General features: G+C 65.1%; 13 protein-coding genes. 11 read left to right on the top strand and 2 right to left on the bottom strand.

From position 1 onward, the window contains the following. Window positions 1–26: 26 nt before the first annotated feature. The 6 genes from D2V04_RS05160 (at window position 27) to rnr (ending at window position 8,644) form a co-directional block, all read left to right on the top strand. A complete protein-coding gene (locus D2V04_RS05160) occupies window positions 27–1,661 on the top strand; it encodes an MFS transporter (RefSeq protein WP_119512213.1) in 1,635 nt (544 codons plus the stop codon). Then, window positions 1,654–2,691, top strand: a complete 1,038-nt coding sequence (locus tag D2V04_RS05155; RefSeq protein ID WP_119512212.1) for an alanine racemase — start codon at window positions 1,654–1,656, stop codon at window positions 2,689–2,691. Before D2V04_RS05160 ends, D2V04_RS05155 begins: the two co-directional genes overlap by 8 nt. A 72-nt stretch (window positions 2,692–2,763) precedes the next feature. Further along, complete coding sequence (gene phaR, locus D2V04_RS05150; RefSeq protein WP_119512211.1) at window positions 2,764–3,318, top strand: polyhydroxyalkanoate synthesis repressor PhaR; 555 nt, start codon at window positions 2,764–2,766, stop codon at window positions 3,316–3,318. A gap of 44 nt (window positions 3,319–3,362) precedes the next feature. Further along, window positions 3,363–4,904, top strand: coding sequence for an aminoacyl--tRNA ligase-related protein (locus tag D2V04_RS05145; RefSeq protein ID WP_119512210.1), 1,542 nt, complete (start codon window positions 3,363–3,365; stop codon window positions 4,902–4,904). A gap of 55 nt (window positions 4,905–4,959) precedes the next feature. After that, a complete protein-coding gene (locus tag D2V04_RS05140; protein ID WP_119512209.1) occupies window positions 4,960–6,297 on the top strand; it encodes a M28 family peptidase in 1,338 nt (445 codons plus the stop codon). Between the two features lie 73 nt (window positions 6,298–6,370). After that, window positions 6,371–8,644 carry a ribonuclease R gene (gene rnr / locus D2V04_RS05135; protein WP_119512208.1) on the top strand — a complete coding sequence of 758 codons (2,274 nt, stop codon included), beginning with the start codon at window positions 6,371–6,373 and terminating at the stop codon, window positions 8,642–8,644. On the opposite strand, the gene D2V04_RS05130 is transcribed toward rnr, so the two are convergent. Then, complete coding sequence (locus D2V04_RS05130; protein WP_119512207.1) at window positions 8,641–9,423, bottom strand: helix-turn-helix domain-containing protein; 783 nt, start codon at window positions 9,421–9,423, stop codon at window positions 8,641–8,643. The genes rnr and D2V04_RS05130 overlap by 4 nt on opposite strands. Window positions 9,424–9,533: 110 nt before the next feature. On the opposite strand from D2V04_RS05130, the gene D2V04_RS05125 reads away from it, so the two are divergent. Then, entirely contained in the window at window positions 9,534–9,923 is a 390-nt protein-coding gene (locus tag D2V04_RS05125) for a hypothetical protein (protein ID WP_119512206.1), read from the top strand. Here D2V04_RS05125 and D2V04_RS05120 read toward each other — a convergent pair. Further along, window positions 9,920–10,372 (bottom strand): universal stress protein, encoded by a 453-nt coding sequence (locus D2V04_RS05120; RefSeq protein ID WP_119512205.1) that lies wholly within the window; start codon window positions 10,370–10,372, stop codon window positions 9,920–9,922. The genes D2V04_RS05125 and D2V04_RS05120 overlap by 4 nt on opposite strands. Window positions 10,373–10,488: 116 nt before the next feature. Here D2V04_RS05120 and D2V04_RS05115 point away from each other — a divergent pair, with 116 nt between their 5' ends. Genes D2V04_RS05115 through lpdA form a run of 4 tightly spaced genes read left to right on the top strand, consistent with a single transcriptional unit; the run spans window position 10,489 to window position 14,050 of the window. Then, window positions 10,489–11,832: a pyruvate dehydrogenase complex dihydrolipoamide acetyltransferase gene (locus D2V04_RS05115; protein ID WP_119512204.1), complete on the top strand. Its 1,344-nt coding sequence runs from the start codon at window positions 10,489–10,491 to the stop codon at window positions 11,830–11,832. Between the two features lies 1 nt (window position 11,833). Then, on the top strand, window positions 11,834–12,235 hold the full coding sequence (locus D2V04_RS05110) for a hypothetical protein (protein ID WP_119512203.1): 402 nt from the start codon (window positions 11,834–11,836) through the stop codon (window positions 12,233–12,235). Window positions 12,236–12,240: 5 nt separating this feature from the next. After that, complete coding sequence (locus D2V04_RS05105) at window positions 12,241–12,648, top strand: acyl-CoA thioesterase (RefSeq protein ID WP_407672045.1); 408 nt, start codon at window positions 12,241–12,243, stop codon at window positions 12,646–12,648. Continuing rightward, window positions 12,641–14,050, top strand: a complete 1,410-nt coding sequence (gene lpdA / locus D2V04_RS05100; protein ID WP_119512201.1) for a dihydrolipoyl dehydrogenase — start codon at window positions 12,641–12,643, stop codon at window positions 14,048–14,050. Before D2V04_RS05105 ends, lpdA begins: the two co-directional genes overlap by 8 nt. Window positions 14,051–14,059: the final 9 nt, after the last annotated feature.

Genomic DNA, 14,059 nt, shown 5'->3' with positions numbered 1-14,059 from the left:
CCTCCAAAGGGAGAGGGGATAGCCGGATGAGTGAAAGCGCAGCGATGGCGCACCGGGAGCCGACCGACAAGGAAATCCGCCTGGTGATCGCAGCCTCATCGGCAGGCACGATCTTCGAGTGGTACGATTTCTTCATCTACGGAACGCTCGCCGGATTGATCGGTGCGGCGTTCTTCCCGAGCGGCAACGAGACGCTGCAACTGCTGCTCGTCTGGGCCGGGTTCGCAGTGGGGTTCGGGTTCCGGCCGCTGGGCGCAATTCTGTTCGGCTTCCTCGGCGACCGGCTCGGGCGCAAATACACCTTCCTCATCACGGTCACCCTGATGGGCATCGCGACGGCAGGCGTCGGCATGATCCCGAGCGCGGCCAGCATCGGGATCGCCGCGCCGATCATCGTGATCGGCTTCCGCATTCTCCAGGGGCTCGCTCTCGGGGGCGAATACGGGGGTGCTGCGATCTATGTCGCCGAGCATGCACCGCCCGAGAAACGCGGCTTCTACACCAGTTTCATCCAGGCAAGCGTGGTCGGCGGCTTCGTGCTGTCGATCGCGGTCGTGCTCACATGCCGGCTGCTCATTCCCGAGGATGATTTCGCCGCCTGGGGCTGGCGCATGCCGTTCCTGCTCTCGATCGTGCTGCTTGCAATCTCGCTGTGGATGCGTCTGAAGCTCAACGAAAGCCCCGTGTTCCAGGCGATGAAGGCGGAAGGGAAAACCGCCGCCAATCCCTTCGCCGAGAGCTTCCGCTATCCCGGCAACGGGAAGCGGATCTTCGTAGCGTTGTTCGGCATCACCGGGGTGCTGACGACGATCTGGTACACTGCGTTCTTCTCCAGCCTCTCATTCCTGCGCGGTCCCATGGGGATGGACGAGCAACTGGTCGAAATCGTGCTGTTCGTCGCGGGCCTGATCGCGATGTCGTTCTACCTCGTTGTCGGGCGCTGGTCCGACCGGATCGGACGCAAGAAGCCGATCATCATCGGTGCGCTGCTGGCGCTGGTGCTGCTGTTCCCGATGTTCTGGGGCATGGGCAAGCTCGCCAATCCCGGGCTCGCCGAAGCGGCCGAGGCGAACCCGGTGGTCATCACGGGCACACAGTGCTCGACCGATCCTTTCGCCGAATTGTTCGGACGCGCGCAGAGCGACTGCGGCAAAATGCTCGAAACGCTGACGGCAAACGGCGTCTCCTATTCCGTCGAGCCGTCGGATACTCTCGGGCTGACTGTCGGCGGAGAAGCGATCGCGCTCGATACGACGTGGTTCGAGGATGCCGGCGCGAGGCGCAGCGGATTGCTCGGAGCGCTCGAAGCGCGCGGGTTCGATTTCTCGCGCCAGTCGCCACCGGCGATCAATGTGCTCGGGATCGTCGCGCTTCTGCTCGGTCTGGGGATGCTCTCGGCCTTGACGTACGGTTCGGTGGCGGCGCTGCTCTCCGAGATGTTCCCGCCGCAGATCCGCTATTCGTCGATGTCGATCCCGTACCACATCGGTGCGGGCTATCTCGGCGGCTTCCTGCCGCTGATCTCGGGTATCATCGTCGCGCGGACGGGCGACGTCTACGCGGGACTCTGGTATACTTGGGCGGTGGTCGCGTTCGGTGCCGTTGTGGCCTGGTGGGGCCTTCCTGGTGGACCGCCGAGAGACTTCGAAGCCGATGCCTGATCTCCCGCCGCCAAGCTTGCGGCTGCGACTGGACGAAGAAGCGCTGGCGGCCAACTGGCGCGCGCTCGACACGATGTCGGGCACTGCGAGCGCAGGCGCGGCGGTAAAGGCCGACGCCTACGGGCTGGGTGCCGACAAAGTGACCCCCGTGCTGAGCGATGCGGGCGCTCGTGACTTCTTCGTCGCACACTGGAGCGAGGTCCCTCAGGTGCTGCATCATGTGCCTCCGGCGCAGGTCTCGGTGCTGCACGGACCGGTGCGTGGCGAGGATGCGATCTATGCGCGGGCGGTCGGGGTGAGGCCGGTCATCAACAGCATCGAACAAGCGAAGCGCTGGCTCGAAACGGGCGGTGGACCATGTCATCTCATGGTCGACACCGGGATCAACCGCCTCGGCGTGTCGCTTGCGGACATCGGAGATCCGATGATCGCGGCGCTCGAGATCGATTTACTGATGTCGCATCTCGCTTCGGCGGATGAGGACAGCGCGCTCAACGCGCGCCAGCTCGAGCGTTTTCGTACCGTCGGGGGATCGGTTTCCGCGCTGCGGTACAGTTTGGCCAACAGTGCCGGGATCGCGCTGGGCTCTGACTACGCCTTCGACCTCACGCGGCCGGGCATCGCTCTCTACGGCGGTATTCCGCGTGGCGAACTTGCAGGTACGATCCGGCAAGTCGCCCATCCCCAGGTCGCGGTGATCCAGGTGCGCAAACTCGCCCCCGGCGATAGCGTGGGCTACAACGCTGCGTTTACCGCCCACGAAGAGATGCGGGCGGGTGTCGTGTCACTCGGCTACGCCGACGGATTCCTGCGCTGCCGCGGGTCGGGCGTGTTGCGCTGCGGCGAGGCGCGCTTGCCGCTGCTCGGCAAAGTGTCGATGGATATGGTCGTGGTCGACCTCAGAGCCGCGCCGGCGATCCGCGAAGGCGACTGGCTGGACGTACCGTTCGACCTGCCGGCCATGGCCGAGGCTTCCGGGCTTTCGCAATACGAGCTTCTGACCACGCTGGGGCGCCGTTTCCGTAGGTGACAGACGGCGATGTTGCGCTGCACATACTGCACCTGCTAATGCAGCAGAAAGCGCAGCATCTCGGGAATTTCAATGGCCAGGAACCAGGGCGGGGCGGGTGATCCGATCACCATCAAAAAGTACGCCAACCGGCGCCTCTACAATACCGGTACCTCGAGCTACATAACGCTCGAGGACCTCGCGAAAATGACCCGGGAGGGCGTGCAGTTCCAGGTGGTCGATGCGAAAACGGGCGACGATATAACCCATTCGATCCTTACCCAGATCATCATGGAGGAAGAAGCGAGCGGCGAGCACATGTTGCCGGTCAGCTTCCTGCGCGATCTGATCTCGATGTACGGTAATTCGATGCAGGCCATGATGCCGAGCTATCTCGAAGCGAGCATGGCGAATTTTCGCGAGAACCAGGCCAAGCTGCAGGAAGCGTTCCAGGGCGGCATGGGCAACAATCCCTTCGCCCGGATCGCCGAAACCAACATGGCGATGATGAGGGCTGCGACCGAGGCCTTCATTCCTGGCGCTAAGAAGGACGAAGCGACGCGTCCCAGCAAGCCGGACGCGGAACTCGCCGCACTGCGCGAGCAGATGGCCGCGATGCAGAAAAAGCTGGACGAACTCGACAAGTAGCGCGAACGGCCGGCCTTCACCGACGACGAACTGCAGGAATTCACGTGTCCAAGATCCGCCATGCGCTCAACACCAGGCGCGCCGACGATTTCGCCCAGTGGTATCAGGAAGTGATCTCCGCCGCCGACATGGCCGAGGAGTCGGGCGTGCGCGGGTGCATGGTGATCAAGCCCTGGGGCTACGGCGTCTGGGAGCGCGTGCAGCGCCTGCTTGACGCCCGGATCAAGGCCACGGGGCACGACAACTGCTATTTCCCGATCTTCATCCCGCTCTCGAACTTCGAGCGCGAGGCGAGCCATGTCGAAGGTTTCGCCAAGGAGATGGCGGTCGTCACCCATCACCGCCTCATTGCCGACGGCGAGGGCGGACTGGTGCCCGATCCCGAAGCGAAGCTGGAAGAACCGCTGGTCGTCCGGCCCACTTCGGAAACGATCATCGGCGATGCGATGGCACGCTGGGTGCAGAGCTGGCGCGACCTGCCGTTGAAGCTCAACCAGTGGGCCAATGTCGTGCGCTGGGAAATGCGCACGCGTATGTTCCTGCGCACCAGCGAGTTCCTCTGGCAGGAAGGCCATACCGCGCACCAAAACGCGGAAGAAGCGAAGGAACACACTCTGCGTATGCTCGAGGTCTATCGCGCCTGTGCGGAGGAAGACATCGCAATGCCTGTGATCGCCGGCGAAAAGCCGGAGCACGAGCGTTTCCCTGGCGCTGTCGAAACCTGGTCGATCGAAGCGATGATGCAGGACGGCAAGGCGCTGCAGGCGGGCACCTCGCACTATCTCGGGACCAACTTCGCGGAAGCCGCAGGCATTCGCTATCAGGATCGTGAAGGCGGGCAGCAGCTCTGTCACACGACGAGTTGGGGGGTCTCGACCCGTCTCGTCGGGGGCATGATCATGGTTCACGGCGACGATGACGGATTGCGCGTGCCGCCCAAGCTCGCACCGTGGCAGGTCGTGATCCTGCCTCTGCTGCGCGACGACGAACGCGATGCTGCGCTGCTCGAATACTGCGAAGGCCTGCGCGCGGCGCTCGCCGGGGCATCAGCCTTCGGCGAACCCGTGCGCGTCCTGCTTGACGACAAGCCCGGTAAAGCCGCGGCGAAGCGCTGGGACTGGGTGCGCAAGGGCGCGCCGGTGATCGTCGAGGTCGGGGGGCGTGACATGGAGGACGGCGTCGTCTCGCTCCTCCGCCGCGACCGGCTGTGGGGCGAGAACGCCAAACCGGCCTTCGAGACACCGACCCGCGACGATGCAGCGCAGGGGATTCCCACGCTGCTCGAAGAAATCCAGCAGGCGCTGTTCGCGGAAGCGCGCGATCGGCGCGAAGCGAATATCACGCGCGGGATCGAGAGCATGGACGCGCTGAAGGACTTCTTCGCCTCCAATGGCCGCTATCCGGGCTGGGTCGAAGTGCAATGGGCGAAGCCCACGGGCGCGGCGCTGGAGAAGGTCGTGGAAGATCTCAAGGCGCTCAAGCTGACGGTGCGAAACGTGCCGATCGGTTCGGCGCCGGCCGATGGGGCATGTCTGTTTACCGGAGAACCGGCAGTCGAGCGGATTCTGGTCGGCAGGGCCTACTGACAATCCCACTGGGCGGGTCTTGTATTCGAGCGTTTTGACGGCAAGAGTGCGCGCCATGCACAAACTCCTGCCGCTTGCCGCTCTTCTCGTCGCCGCCCCTGCCGCCGCGCAGGGCCATCCCGCCGACGGCGTTTCGCAGGAGCGACTGCGATCCGACGTCGAAAGCCTGGTCGGCTTCGGCACGCGCCATACGCTTTCCGAGCAGGGTAGCGACACGCGTGGGATCGGCGCAGCGCGGCGCTGGGGCGAAGCGCAATTCCGCGCCGCGAGCGAAGCTTGCGGCGGTTGCCTGGAGATTGCGCTCCCCGAACGCATGATCCAGGGCAACCGAGTGCCGGAACCAACCCGTCTCGTGAACGTCGTCGCCATCCAGCGCGGGACCGAGCGGCCTAACGAGGTCGTGATCGTTCAGGGCCACATCGACAGCCGCGTCTCCGACGTGGCGGACTTCACTAGCGACGCTCCCGGCGCCAACGACGACGCTTCGGGCACCGCGCTGGTGATCGAAGCGGCACGCGTGCTCTCGCAGAACGAATACCCGACCACGATCGTTTACGCGTTGCTCTCGGGCGAGGAGCAGGGCCTCTATGGCGGACGGCTGCTGGCCGACTACGCCGAAGAACAGGGCTGGACCGTCAAGGCCGTGCTCAACAACGATATCGTCGGCGGCTCCTGCGGATCGGACGGCTACTGCGACGATACGCATGTGCGTGTATTCTCCGAAGGACCGCGTGCCGACCTGACCGAAGAAATCCGCGCCGCGCAGCGCCGCAACGGCGGGGAGAACGACAGCCCCGGTCGGAACATTTCACGCTGGCTCGACGAACTCGCCGAAGCCGATCCTGCGGGTCTCGATGTGCGGCAGATCTGGCGCACCGACCGGATGGGGCGGGGCGGCGACCAGATTCCGTTCCTGGAGAAGGGCTACCCGGCAGTGCGGATCTCGGTCGCGGTCGAGGACTACGAGCATCAGCATCAGGACCTGCGGGTCGAAAATGGCGTGACGTACGGCGACACCGTCGACGAAATGGATTTCCCTTACCTTGCCAAGGTGACGCGCTTCAATGTCCGCGCGCTGGACGCTTTGGCGCAGGCTCCCATGCCTCCCGCGCCGACTGCCGAGGCAGCGGTGCAGACCTTCACCGAAATCACCTGGGACAAGGTCCCCGGCGCCGCCGGCTACACGATCTGGCAGCGCCGGACCGACGAGCCTTACTGGCGCGAGAAGCCGGTGATCGAGAACGTGGTCGCCACCAGCGCGAAGCTCGAAGGCGTACGCGGCGACGATTGGATCTTCGGCGTCAGCGCGCGCACTGCGGACGGCATGCAAAGCCCGGTCGCGAGCGCCGTGCCCGCCGGCGGGTTCACGCCGATCTCCGAAACCCAACCCTGATCCCGTTCGTTCGAAACGGAGCTGCCATGCAGCACCGCTCGACACGAAGGGATTGGAGGAATAGGCCCGCGCCATGTCACGTACGACCCAAGGCTTGCCCTCGCGCGAGCAGATCCTCGAATTCATCCAGACTTCGGACACTCCTGCCGGCAAGCGTGAGATCGCCAAGGCCTTCGGTCTCAAGGGGCAGGAGAAAATCGCACTCAAGAAGCGCCTGAAGGACATGGCCGAGGAGGGCCTGATCGACGGCAAGAAGACCGCCTACCACAGGATGGGTGGGGTGCCGAAGGTCACCGTCCTGCGCGTGGTCGAGATCGATGACGGCGAAGCCTTCGCGATCCCTGATGCGTGGCAGCCCGATGACGGGAGCCCGCCGCCGCGGCTGCGGGTGATCGAAGGGAAGAAGGGCAAGTCGCGCCAGGCGGCGCTGAAAACCGGCGACCGGATTCTCGCGCGCACCGAAGAGACGGGGCGCGGGTGGAAAGCACACGTGATGAAGAAGCTCCCCGCCCGCACGGAAGGGCTGATGGGCGTGGTCGAGATCGACGCGAGCGGGAAGGGCTGGCTCGCGCCCGTCGACAAGCGGGTGCGCAATTCATCGCCGATCGCCGATCTCGGTGGGGCGGAGGAAGGGCAACTCGTCCTCGCCGAACCTGCGGGCCGGTCGCCACGTTCGGGAGTCAACGTGGTCGAGGTGCTGGGCGATCCGCTCGAGCCCCGAAGCTTCTCGCTCATCGCCATCGCCAAGCACGGCATTCCGCACATCTTTCCCGAAGCCGTGATCGAGGAGGCAGAGCGCGCAGCCGAGCTGCCGCTGAGCGAGGACAAACGCGAGGATTTGCGCCACTTGCCGATCGTCGCCATCGACCCGGCCGACGCGCGCGATCACGACGACGCGATCTGGGCCGAGCCGGACAGGGAGGGCGGCTACCGCGCGCTGGTCGCGATTGCCGATGTCAGTTTCTACGTGCGGCCCGGCGGTCAAATCGACCGCGAGGCGCGCAAGCGCGGCAATTCGGTCTATTTTCCCGACCGCGTCGTGCCGATGCTGCCGGAAGTGCTCAGTGCGGACGTCTGCTCGCTCAAGCAGGACGAGGACCGCGCGGCGATGGCCTGCCACTTGCACATCTCGCCCGAGGGCAAGGTGACCAAGTGGCGCTTCACGCGCGCCCTCGTGCGGATCGCCCACAACGTCGCCTACGAGGGTGCACAGAAGGCGATCGACGAGGGCAATGCGCCCGAACATCTGCAGCATCTCTGGGGCGCATGGAAGCTCCTGTTCGCCGCACGCAATGCGCGCGATCCGCTCGAGCTCGAACTGCCGGAGCGGCGCGTGGTGCTCGACGAGCAGGGCAAGATCGCCGAGATCGCGGTGCGCGAACGGCTCGACGCGCACCGGGTGGTCGAGGATTTCATGATCGCGGCGAACGTTGCTGCGGCCAAGGCGCTGGAGAGCAAGACCGCGCCCGTCGTCTACCGCGTCCACGAGCCTCCGAGCCGGGAGAAGCTGGTCGCGCTGAAGGACTATCTCGCCACGTTCGGGCGCACGCTCGCGTTGGGGCAGGTGATCACGCCGGGCCTGTTCAACCGCATGCTCAAGGACGTGACCGACGAGAGCGAGAAGGCGCAGGTGATGGAGGCGGTGCTGCGCACGCAGACGCAAGCCTACTACGGCCCGCAGAATGCCGGGCACTTCGGCCTCGCGCTCGGCTCTTACGCGCACTTCACGTCGCCAATCCGGCGCTACGCCGACTTGCTTGTCCACCGCGCGCTGGTGGATGCTTTCAGACTTGAGCAACCGGCGCCGACGGGTGGCGTCCTGCCGCCCACGACGGGCCTGTCCGACCGGGATCGCGACGATCTATCCAAGGTTTCGGACGCCATCAGCGCAGCCGAGCGCCGCGCGATGGAGGCCGAGCGCGACACGATCGATCGCTACGTCGCAGCCTGGCTTTCCGGCCGAGTGGGCGAGACGTTCGACACGCGTATCACGGGCGTGCAGCCGTTCGGTTTCTTCGCCACGATCATGGGACTTGGCGGCGACGGCCTCGTGCCGGTCTCGACCCTTGGTGCGGAGCATTTCTACTACGACGAGGCGGCGCAGGCGCTGGTCGGGTCAGACAGCGGCACGCGCTATGCGAGCGGGGACCGGCTCAAGCTGAAGCTCGGCGAAGCTAACCCGCTCACTGGCGCCCTCAAGTTCGAACCGCTCAATGCCGACGGCAGCGCGATCGAACCGCGCGGGGATCGCTCAACGCCGCGACGACGGAAAACGGGCAAGTTCGTCCAGGGCAAGCGTGGACGCCCGGCCAATATTCGCCATCAAGGACGCGGAAAGAAGCGCTAGCCGAGCGCGGCTTGAAGGCGCTCGCCGGTTTCGCGATCCGCGGGGAAGAATGCCTCGATCGCGAGCTCCGACAGCGTGATGTCGAGCGGGGAGCCGAACACCGTTGTGGTCGAGATGAACGACAGGCGCCCGTGCGGCGTGTCGAGCTGCAACGGCACTGCGATCGCGCCGCCGTCGGCCCGCGGCGGCGGGCCCGGCGAATGATAGGGAATTGCGCGCAGCTCGGTTTCGAGCCCTTCGAGCACCGGATCGCTCGTGGCCTCGATCTGGGCCGACAGCCGCGCGAGCAGATGTGCGCGCCACTCGGCAAAGTTCGCAATCTGTGGTGCGATCCCGCGCGGATCTAGCGCAACGCGCAGCACGTTGACCGGCGGCTCGAGCAGTTCCGGCGCGACCCCGGCGAGTAACAGAGGAAGGGCTTCGTTGGCTGCGACGAGGTTCCACGCCCGGTCGACGGCGAGGGCGGGGTAGGGTTCGTGGCCCGTAAGAACCTGCTCGACGATTGCTCGAGCATCGCGGAGCTGTGGATCATCGAGCGGTCTTTCGCGATGCGCCGGGGCATACCCGGCAGCGATTCGCATCGCATTATGCGCGCGCATCGGCATGTCGAGCTCACGCGCGAGGCGGTCGACGACCGACGTGCTCGGCGCGCTGCGGCCTGTCTCGATGAAACTGAGGTGCCGTGCGGAGATTTCGCTCGCGAGCGCCAACTCGAGCTGACTGACTTTCCGCCGCGCGCGCCATTCGCGCAGCAGCTCACCGAGAGGGGGTTGTTCCATGGGATGTGTTCTACCGTCCAAGCCGTGTGAGCACCATTACCTGTCAGGTAATCGACTTGCCTCGCCGCCGCTGCGACCAATGCGCTTGTCCAACCAACGGAGTACAGCACATGCGCAATATCACTCTTACCCAAGCCCTGGTGCTCGATGCGGCCAGTTGCGCGATCTTCTTCGCGTTCTGCGTGGGCGCCACCGCTACCATTGCGGCCCTCCTGGGCCTGCCAATGACGATCGTTGCCGCTGCCGGATGGATCTGCTTGCCGGTGACGGCTCTGCTGGCGTTCCTCGCGTATAAGCCCTCGCGCCCGCTGCTGGCGGCGGTGGTCGCAGGCAATACCGGATGGGTGCTCGCCAGCCTTGTCGTCTGGCTGCTCCATTTCAACGCACTGACGACGCTCGGTCACGCCGTGATCCTTGCGCAGGCCGTGGCGGTCGAACTGTTCGTGATTCTCGAATGGCGCGGGTTGAAGGCGCTGGGCGCGCAGCCCTCCGCCGCCTAGCTCAACTGATCGATATCCTCCGGGCTCAGCGAGCCGGGAATCACAAAGAGAGGGCAGGGCAACGAGCCGGCGTGCGCGGAGAAATGCGTCACGAGCGGCCCGGGCCCGCCCTCAGGCGCAGAGCCGAGGACGAGCGCGGCGACTTCAGGATGCTCGGCAAGGTAGTCCTTGATCACCGCCTGGCCTTCGCCGACTCGCACCGCGATAGTCGGCATCTTGCCACTTTCGGAATAGAGGTTGCCCGCCGCGCTGGTCGCCATGACTTCGGCGCGATCGCGCGCTTCCTGCTCGATGGTCGCCTGGACGCCGCCGAAAGCGTTGAAGCTCTGCGGTTGCACCAGTGCGAGGATGTGCACCGCGCCGCCCGTCGCAGTCGCTCGGCGCGCAGCGAACCGCAGCGCTTTGCGCGCTTCCTCGGTCTCGTCCATGATCACGAGATAGACCCGCATGCATTGCCCTCCGGGAGCGGGTATCCGATGAAATCGTATTCCGCGCAAGGACCTTGCCCGTGCGCGCCAAATTGGCCAGAGCAGGGCCGAAAAATTCGCGAGGACCCGACGTAAACATGCCCACGCCGATCAAGATGCCCGCCCTTTCGCCCACCATGGAGGAGGGCACGCTCGCCCGATGGCTCGTGAAAGAGGGCGATCAGGTCAGCGCCGGCGACGTGATGGCCGAGATCGAGACCGACAAGGCGACGATGGAATTCGAGGCGGTCGACGAAGGAACGATCGTCAAGATCGAGGTGCCGGAAGGCACCGAAGGCGTGAAAGTCGGCACCGTGATCGCTACGCTCGCCGGCGAGGATGAGGATCCGGAAGACGCGAAGGCTGCGGCGGAATCAAAGCCTGCCGAGAGCGAAGAGACTGGGAAGAAGGACCGGGCCCCAGCGAAGGCCGGGGCCTCCGGCGGCGAAGAAAAACCGTCCGACGAGCGGCCGAAATCCCCCACCTCCGCGGGGGCTCAGGAGAAGCCGAAAACCCCCGCTGCGCCCAAAGCCGATGGCGACCGTGTGATCGCCTCTCCGCTGGCCAAACGTATCGCCGAGCAGAAGGGGATCGATCTCGCGTCGGTTCAGGGAAGTGGGCCCAACGGGCGAATCGTGAAAGCGGATGTCGAGGGTGCGCCGACCGCCGCCGGGCAAGCGCAAGCCCCTTCCAAGGCCGCAGAGCCGGCAAAGACCGCAGCCCCTGCGGGCGCTCAGCAGAGCGAGTTCGGCGCGCCTTACGAGGCACAGAAGCTCAACAACGTGCGCAAGGTCATCGCGCGCAGGCTGACGGAAGCAAAGCAGACGATCCCGCATATCTATCTCACGGTGGACGTGCGGCTCGATGCGCTGTTGAAACTGCGCGGAGAGCTCAACGCCAGCCTCGAGGCGGACGGCGTCAAGCTCTCGGTCAACGACCTCCTGATCAAGGCTCTCGCACGGGCGCTGCAGCGTGTGCCGCAGTGCAACGTCAGCTTCCAGGGTGATGAGCTCCACCAGTACACGCGGCAGGACATTTCCGTCGCGGTTGCCGCGCCGAGCGGACTGATCACCCCGATCGTTGTCGATGCCGGACACAAAGGTCTGGCGCAGATCTCGACCGAAATGAAGGAACTCGCGGGCAAGGCGCGCGACGGCAAGCTGCAGCCGCACGAGTACCAGGGCGGCACGGCCTCGATCTCCAACCTCGGCATGTTCGGGACCAAGCAGTTCGACGCCGTGATCAATCCGCCGCAGGCGATGATCCTGGCGGTCGGCGCAGGCGAGAAGCGGCCTCACGTAATCGACGATGCGCTTGGCGTCGCCACGATGATGACCGCTACGGGCAGCTTCGACCACCGGGCGATCGACGGTGTCGATGGCGCCAAGCTGATGGAGGCCTTCAGGAACCTGGTCGAAAATCCGATGGGACTACTCGTCTGACGTGGGCCTGCTGCCCGCCATCCTGCTGACCGCGCAGGTCATAGGTCCGCCCGCGCCCCCGACTGCACCGGCGGGCGAAGTGCGTGTGCCGATGATCGGGCTGGAAGGACCGGGGGCGGATGCCTGCGGAGGGATCGCGCGCATCGCAACATACGACGAAGAGGAGCCGGTACGCGAGCGCCCCGATCCCGAGGCTCCCGAAAGCGAGAAACTTCCGCACAAGACGCTCGTCTGGCTGTGCGAGGCGTCGGGCGAGTGGCAGGGCATCGTCTATCCATCAGGCAAGTTCCAGGAACTCGGCGACTGCCGCGTCAGCAGCCCCGTGCCGGAGAAGCGCTTGTATGACGGGCCGTGCCGCCATGGTTGGGTCATCGCCGAAAACCTCGAACTGGTGGTGGGATGACGGACATGAGCGCTGCCCGCGTCCCTTCGATCCGCGTCACCGCCATGCCGGCGGACACCAACCCTTATGGTGGCGTGTTCGGGGGATGGCTGATGAGTCAGATGGCCCTCGCCGCAGGGTCGCTCGCGAGCCAGGTAGGGCGGGGCAAGGCGGTCGTGGTCTCCGCCACCGACTTCGCGTTTCCCGGCGCGATGACGGTGGGCGACGAACTCTCGGTTTACTGCGACATCGCCGCGACCGGCCGCACGTCGCTGACTGTCGCCGCCGAAGCGATAGCGCGTGAACGCAATGGCGAGGCGACCGTCAAGGTCGCGGCCGGAACTTTCAAATTCGTGCTGCTCGACGAAAACGATCGCCCGCGGGCGGTTGGCGAGGCGGCGACATCACTCCCCAAGGAAATGACGAATGGCTGACAAATACGACGTTATCGTGCTCGGTTCGGGCCCCGGCGGCTATGTCGCGGCGATCCGCTGCGCTCAGCTCGGTTTGAAGACCGCGATCGTCGAGCGCGAGAACCTGGGCGGTATCTGCCTCAACTGGGGCTGCATCCCGACCAAGGCGCTGCTGCGCTCGGCCGAGATATTCCACTACATGCAGCACGCGCAGGATTATGGCCTCAAAGCCAAGGAGATAGAGGCCGATCTCGAAGCGGTGGTGAAGCGCAGTCGGGGTGTCGCCAAGCAGCTCAACCAGGGCGTCACGCACCTGATGAAGAAGAACAAGATCACGGTCCACATGGGCGAAGGGACCATGACCGGCCCGACCTCGCTGACCGTCAAAGGAGACAAGGGCGAGGAGAAGCTGGAGGCCAAGCACGTGATCGTCGCGACCGGCGCGCGGGCGCGGGACCTTCCCTTCGCGAAGGCCGACGGAAAGCGCGTTTGGACCTATCGCCATGCGATGACCCCGCCCGAGATGCCGAAGAAGTTGCTTGTCATCGGCAGCGGCGCGATCGGAATCGAATTCGCAAGCTTCTACAACGATATGGGCGCCGAAGTTACAGTCGTGGAGATGCTCGACCGGATCGTGCCCGTGGAGGACAAGGACGTCTCCACCTTCCTCGAAAAGTCGCTCACCAAGCAGGGCATGACGATCATGACCGGAGCGGGCGTCGAGGACCTGAAGGTCGGTGCGAGCGGGGTGAAGGCGAAGATCAAGGCGAAGGACGGCAAGACCTCGGACACCGAGTTCAGCCACGTGATCGTCGCCGTCGGCATCCAGCCCAACACGGAAAATGTCGGCTTGGAGAAGCTGGTCGAAATGGACCGCGGTTTCATTCAGATCGATCCGTACGGCCGCACGAAGACGAAAGGCCTGTGGGCGATCGGTGATTGTACGCCTGGGCCTTGGCTGGCGCACAAGGCAAGCCATGAAGGCGTCACCGCGGCCGAGGCGATCGCGCAGGAACTGGGCAACAAGGATGTCCACCCACACCCGCTCGACCGCAACAACATCCCGGGCTGCACCTATTGCCATCCGCAGATCGCCAGCGTCGGCATGACCGAGGCGAAGGCCAAGGAAGCCGGTCACGAAGTGAAGGTCGGCAACTTCCCCTTCATCGGCAACGGTAAGGCGATCGCACTGGGTGAAGCGGAAGGCTTCATCAAGACCGTGTTCGACGCGAAGACCGGCGAACTGCTCGGCGCGCACATGATCGGCGCCGAAGTTACCGAGCTGATTCAGGGCTATACCGTCGGCAAGACGCTGGAGACGACTGAAGCCGAGCTGATGCAGACGGTCTTCCCTCATCCAACTCTTTCGGAGATGATGCACGAGAGTGTGCTCGGCGCTTACGGCCGCGCGCTGCATATCTAGGAGTTGCGA

The sequence above is a fragment of the Pelagerythrobacter aerophilus genome, assembly GCF_003581645.1.
GTDB lineage: Bacteria > Pseudomonadota > Alphaproteobacteria > Sphingomonadales > Sphingomonadaceae > Pelagerythrobacter > Pelagerythrobacter aerophilus.
Note: the sequence above shows the minus strand (reverse complement) of the source record. Positions and strands in the feature narration are given on the sequence as shown.

Excerpts from the sequence above, each read along its gene's own strand:
- D2V04_RS05130 (WP_119512207.1), bottom strand. The coding sequence starts at position 9,423 with ATGGAACAACCCCCTCTCGGTGAGCTGCTGCGCGAATGGCGCGCGCGG.
- rnr (WP_119512208.1), top strand. The coding sequence starts at position 6,371 with ATGTCACGTACGACCCAAGGCTTGCCCTCGCGCGAGCAGATCCTCGAA.
- D2V04_RS05160 (WP_119512213.1), top strand. The coding sequence starts at position 27 with ATGAGTGAAAGCGCAGCGATGGCGCACCGGGAGCCGACCGACAAGGAA.
- D2V04_RS05125 (WP_119512206.1), top strand. The coding sequence starts at position 9,534 with ATGCGCAATATCACTCTTACCCAAGCCCTGGTGCTCGATGCGGCCAGT.
- D2V04_RS05115 (WP_119512204.1), top strand. The coding sequence starts at position 10,489 with ATGCCCACGCCGATCAAGATGCCCGCCCTTTCGCCCACCATGGAGGAG.
- D2V04_RS05105 (WP_407672045.1), top strand. The coding sequence starts at position 12,241 with ATGAGCGCTGCCCGCGTCCCTTCGATCCGCGTCACCGCCATGCCGGCG.
- lpdA (WP_119512201.1), top strand. The coding sequence starts at position 12,641 with ATGGCTGACAAATACGACGTTATCGTGCTCGGTTCGGGCCCCGGCGGC.
- D2V04_RS05155 (WP_119512212.1), top strand. The coding sequence starts at position 1,654 with ATGCCTGATCTCCCGCCGCCAAGCTTGCGGCTGCGACTGGACGAAGAA.
- D2V04_RS05120 (WP_119512205.1), bottom strand. The coding sequence starts at position 10,372 with ATGCGGGTCTATCTCGTGATCATGGACGAGACCGAGGAAGCGCGCAAA.
- phaR (WP_119512211.1), top strand. The coding sequence starts at position 2,764 with ATGGCCAGGAACCAGGGCGGGGCGGGTGATCCGATCACCATCAAAAAG.
- D2V04_RS05140 (WP_119512209.1), top strand. The coding sequence starts at position 4,960 with ATGCACAAACTCCTGCCGCTTGCCGCTCTTCTCGTCGCCGCCCCTGCC.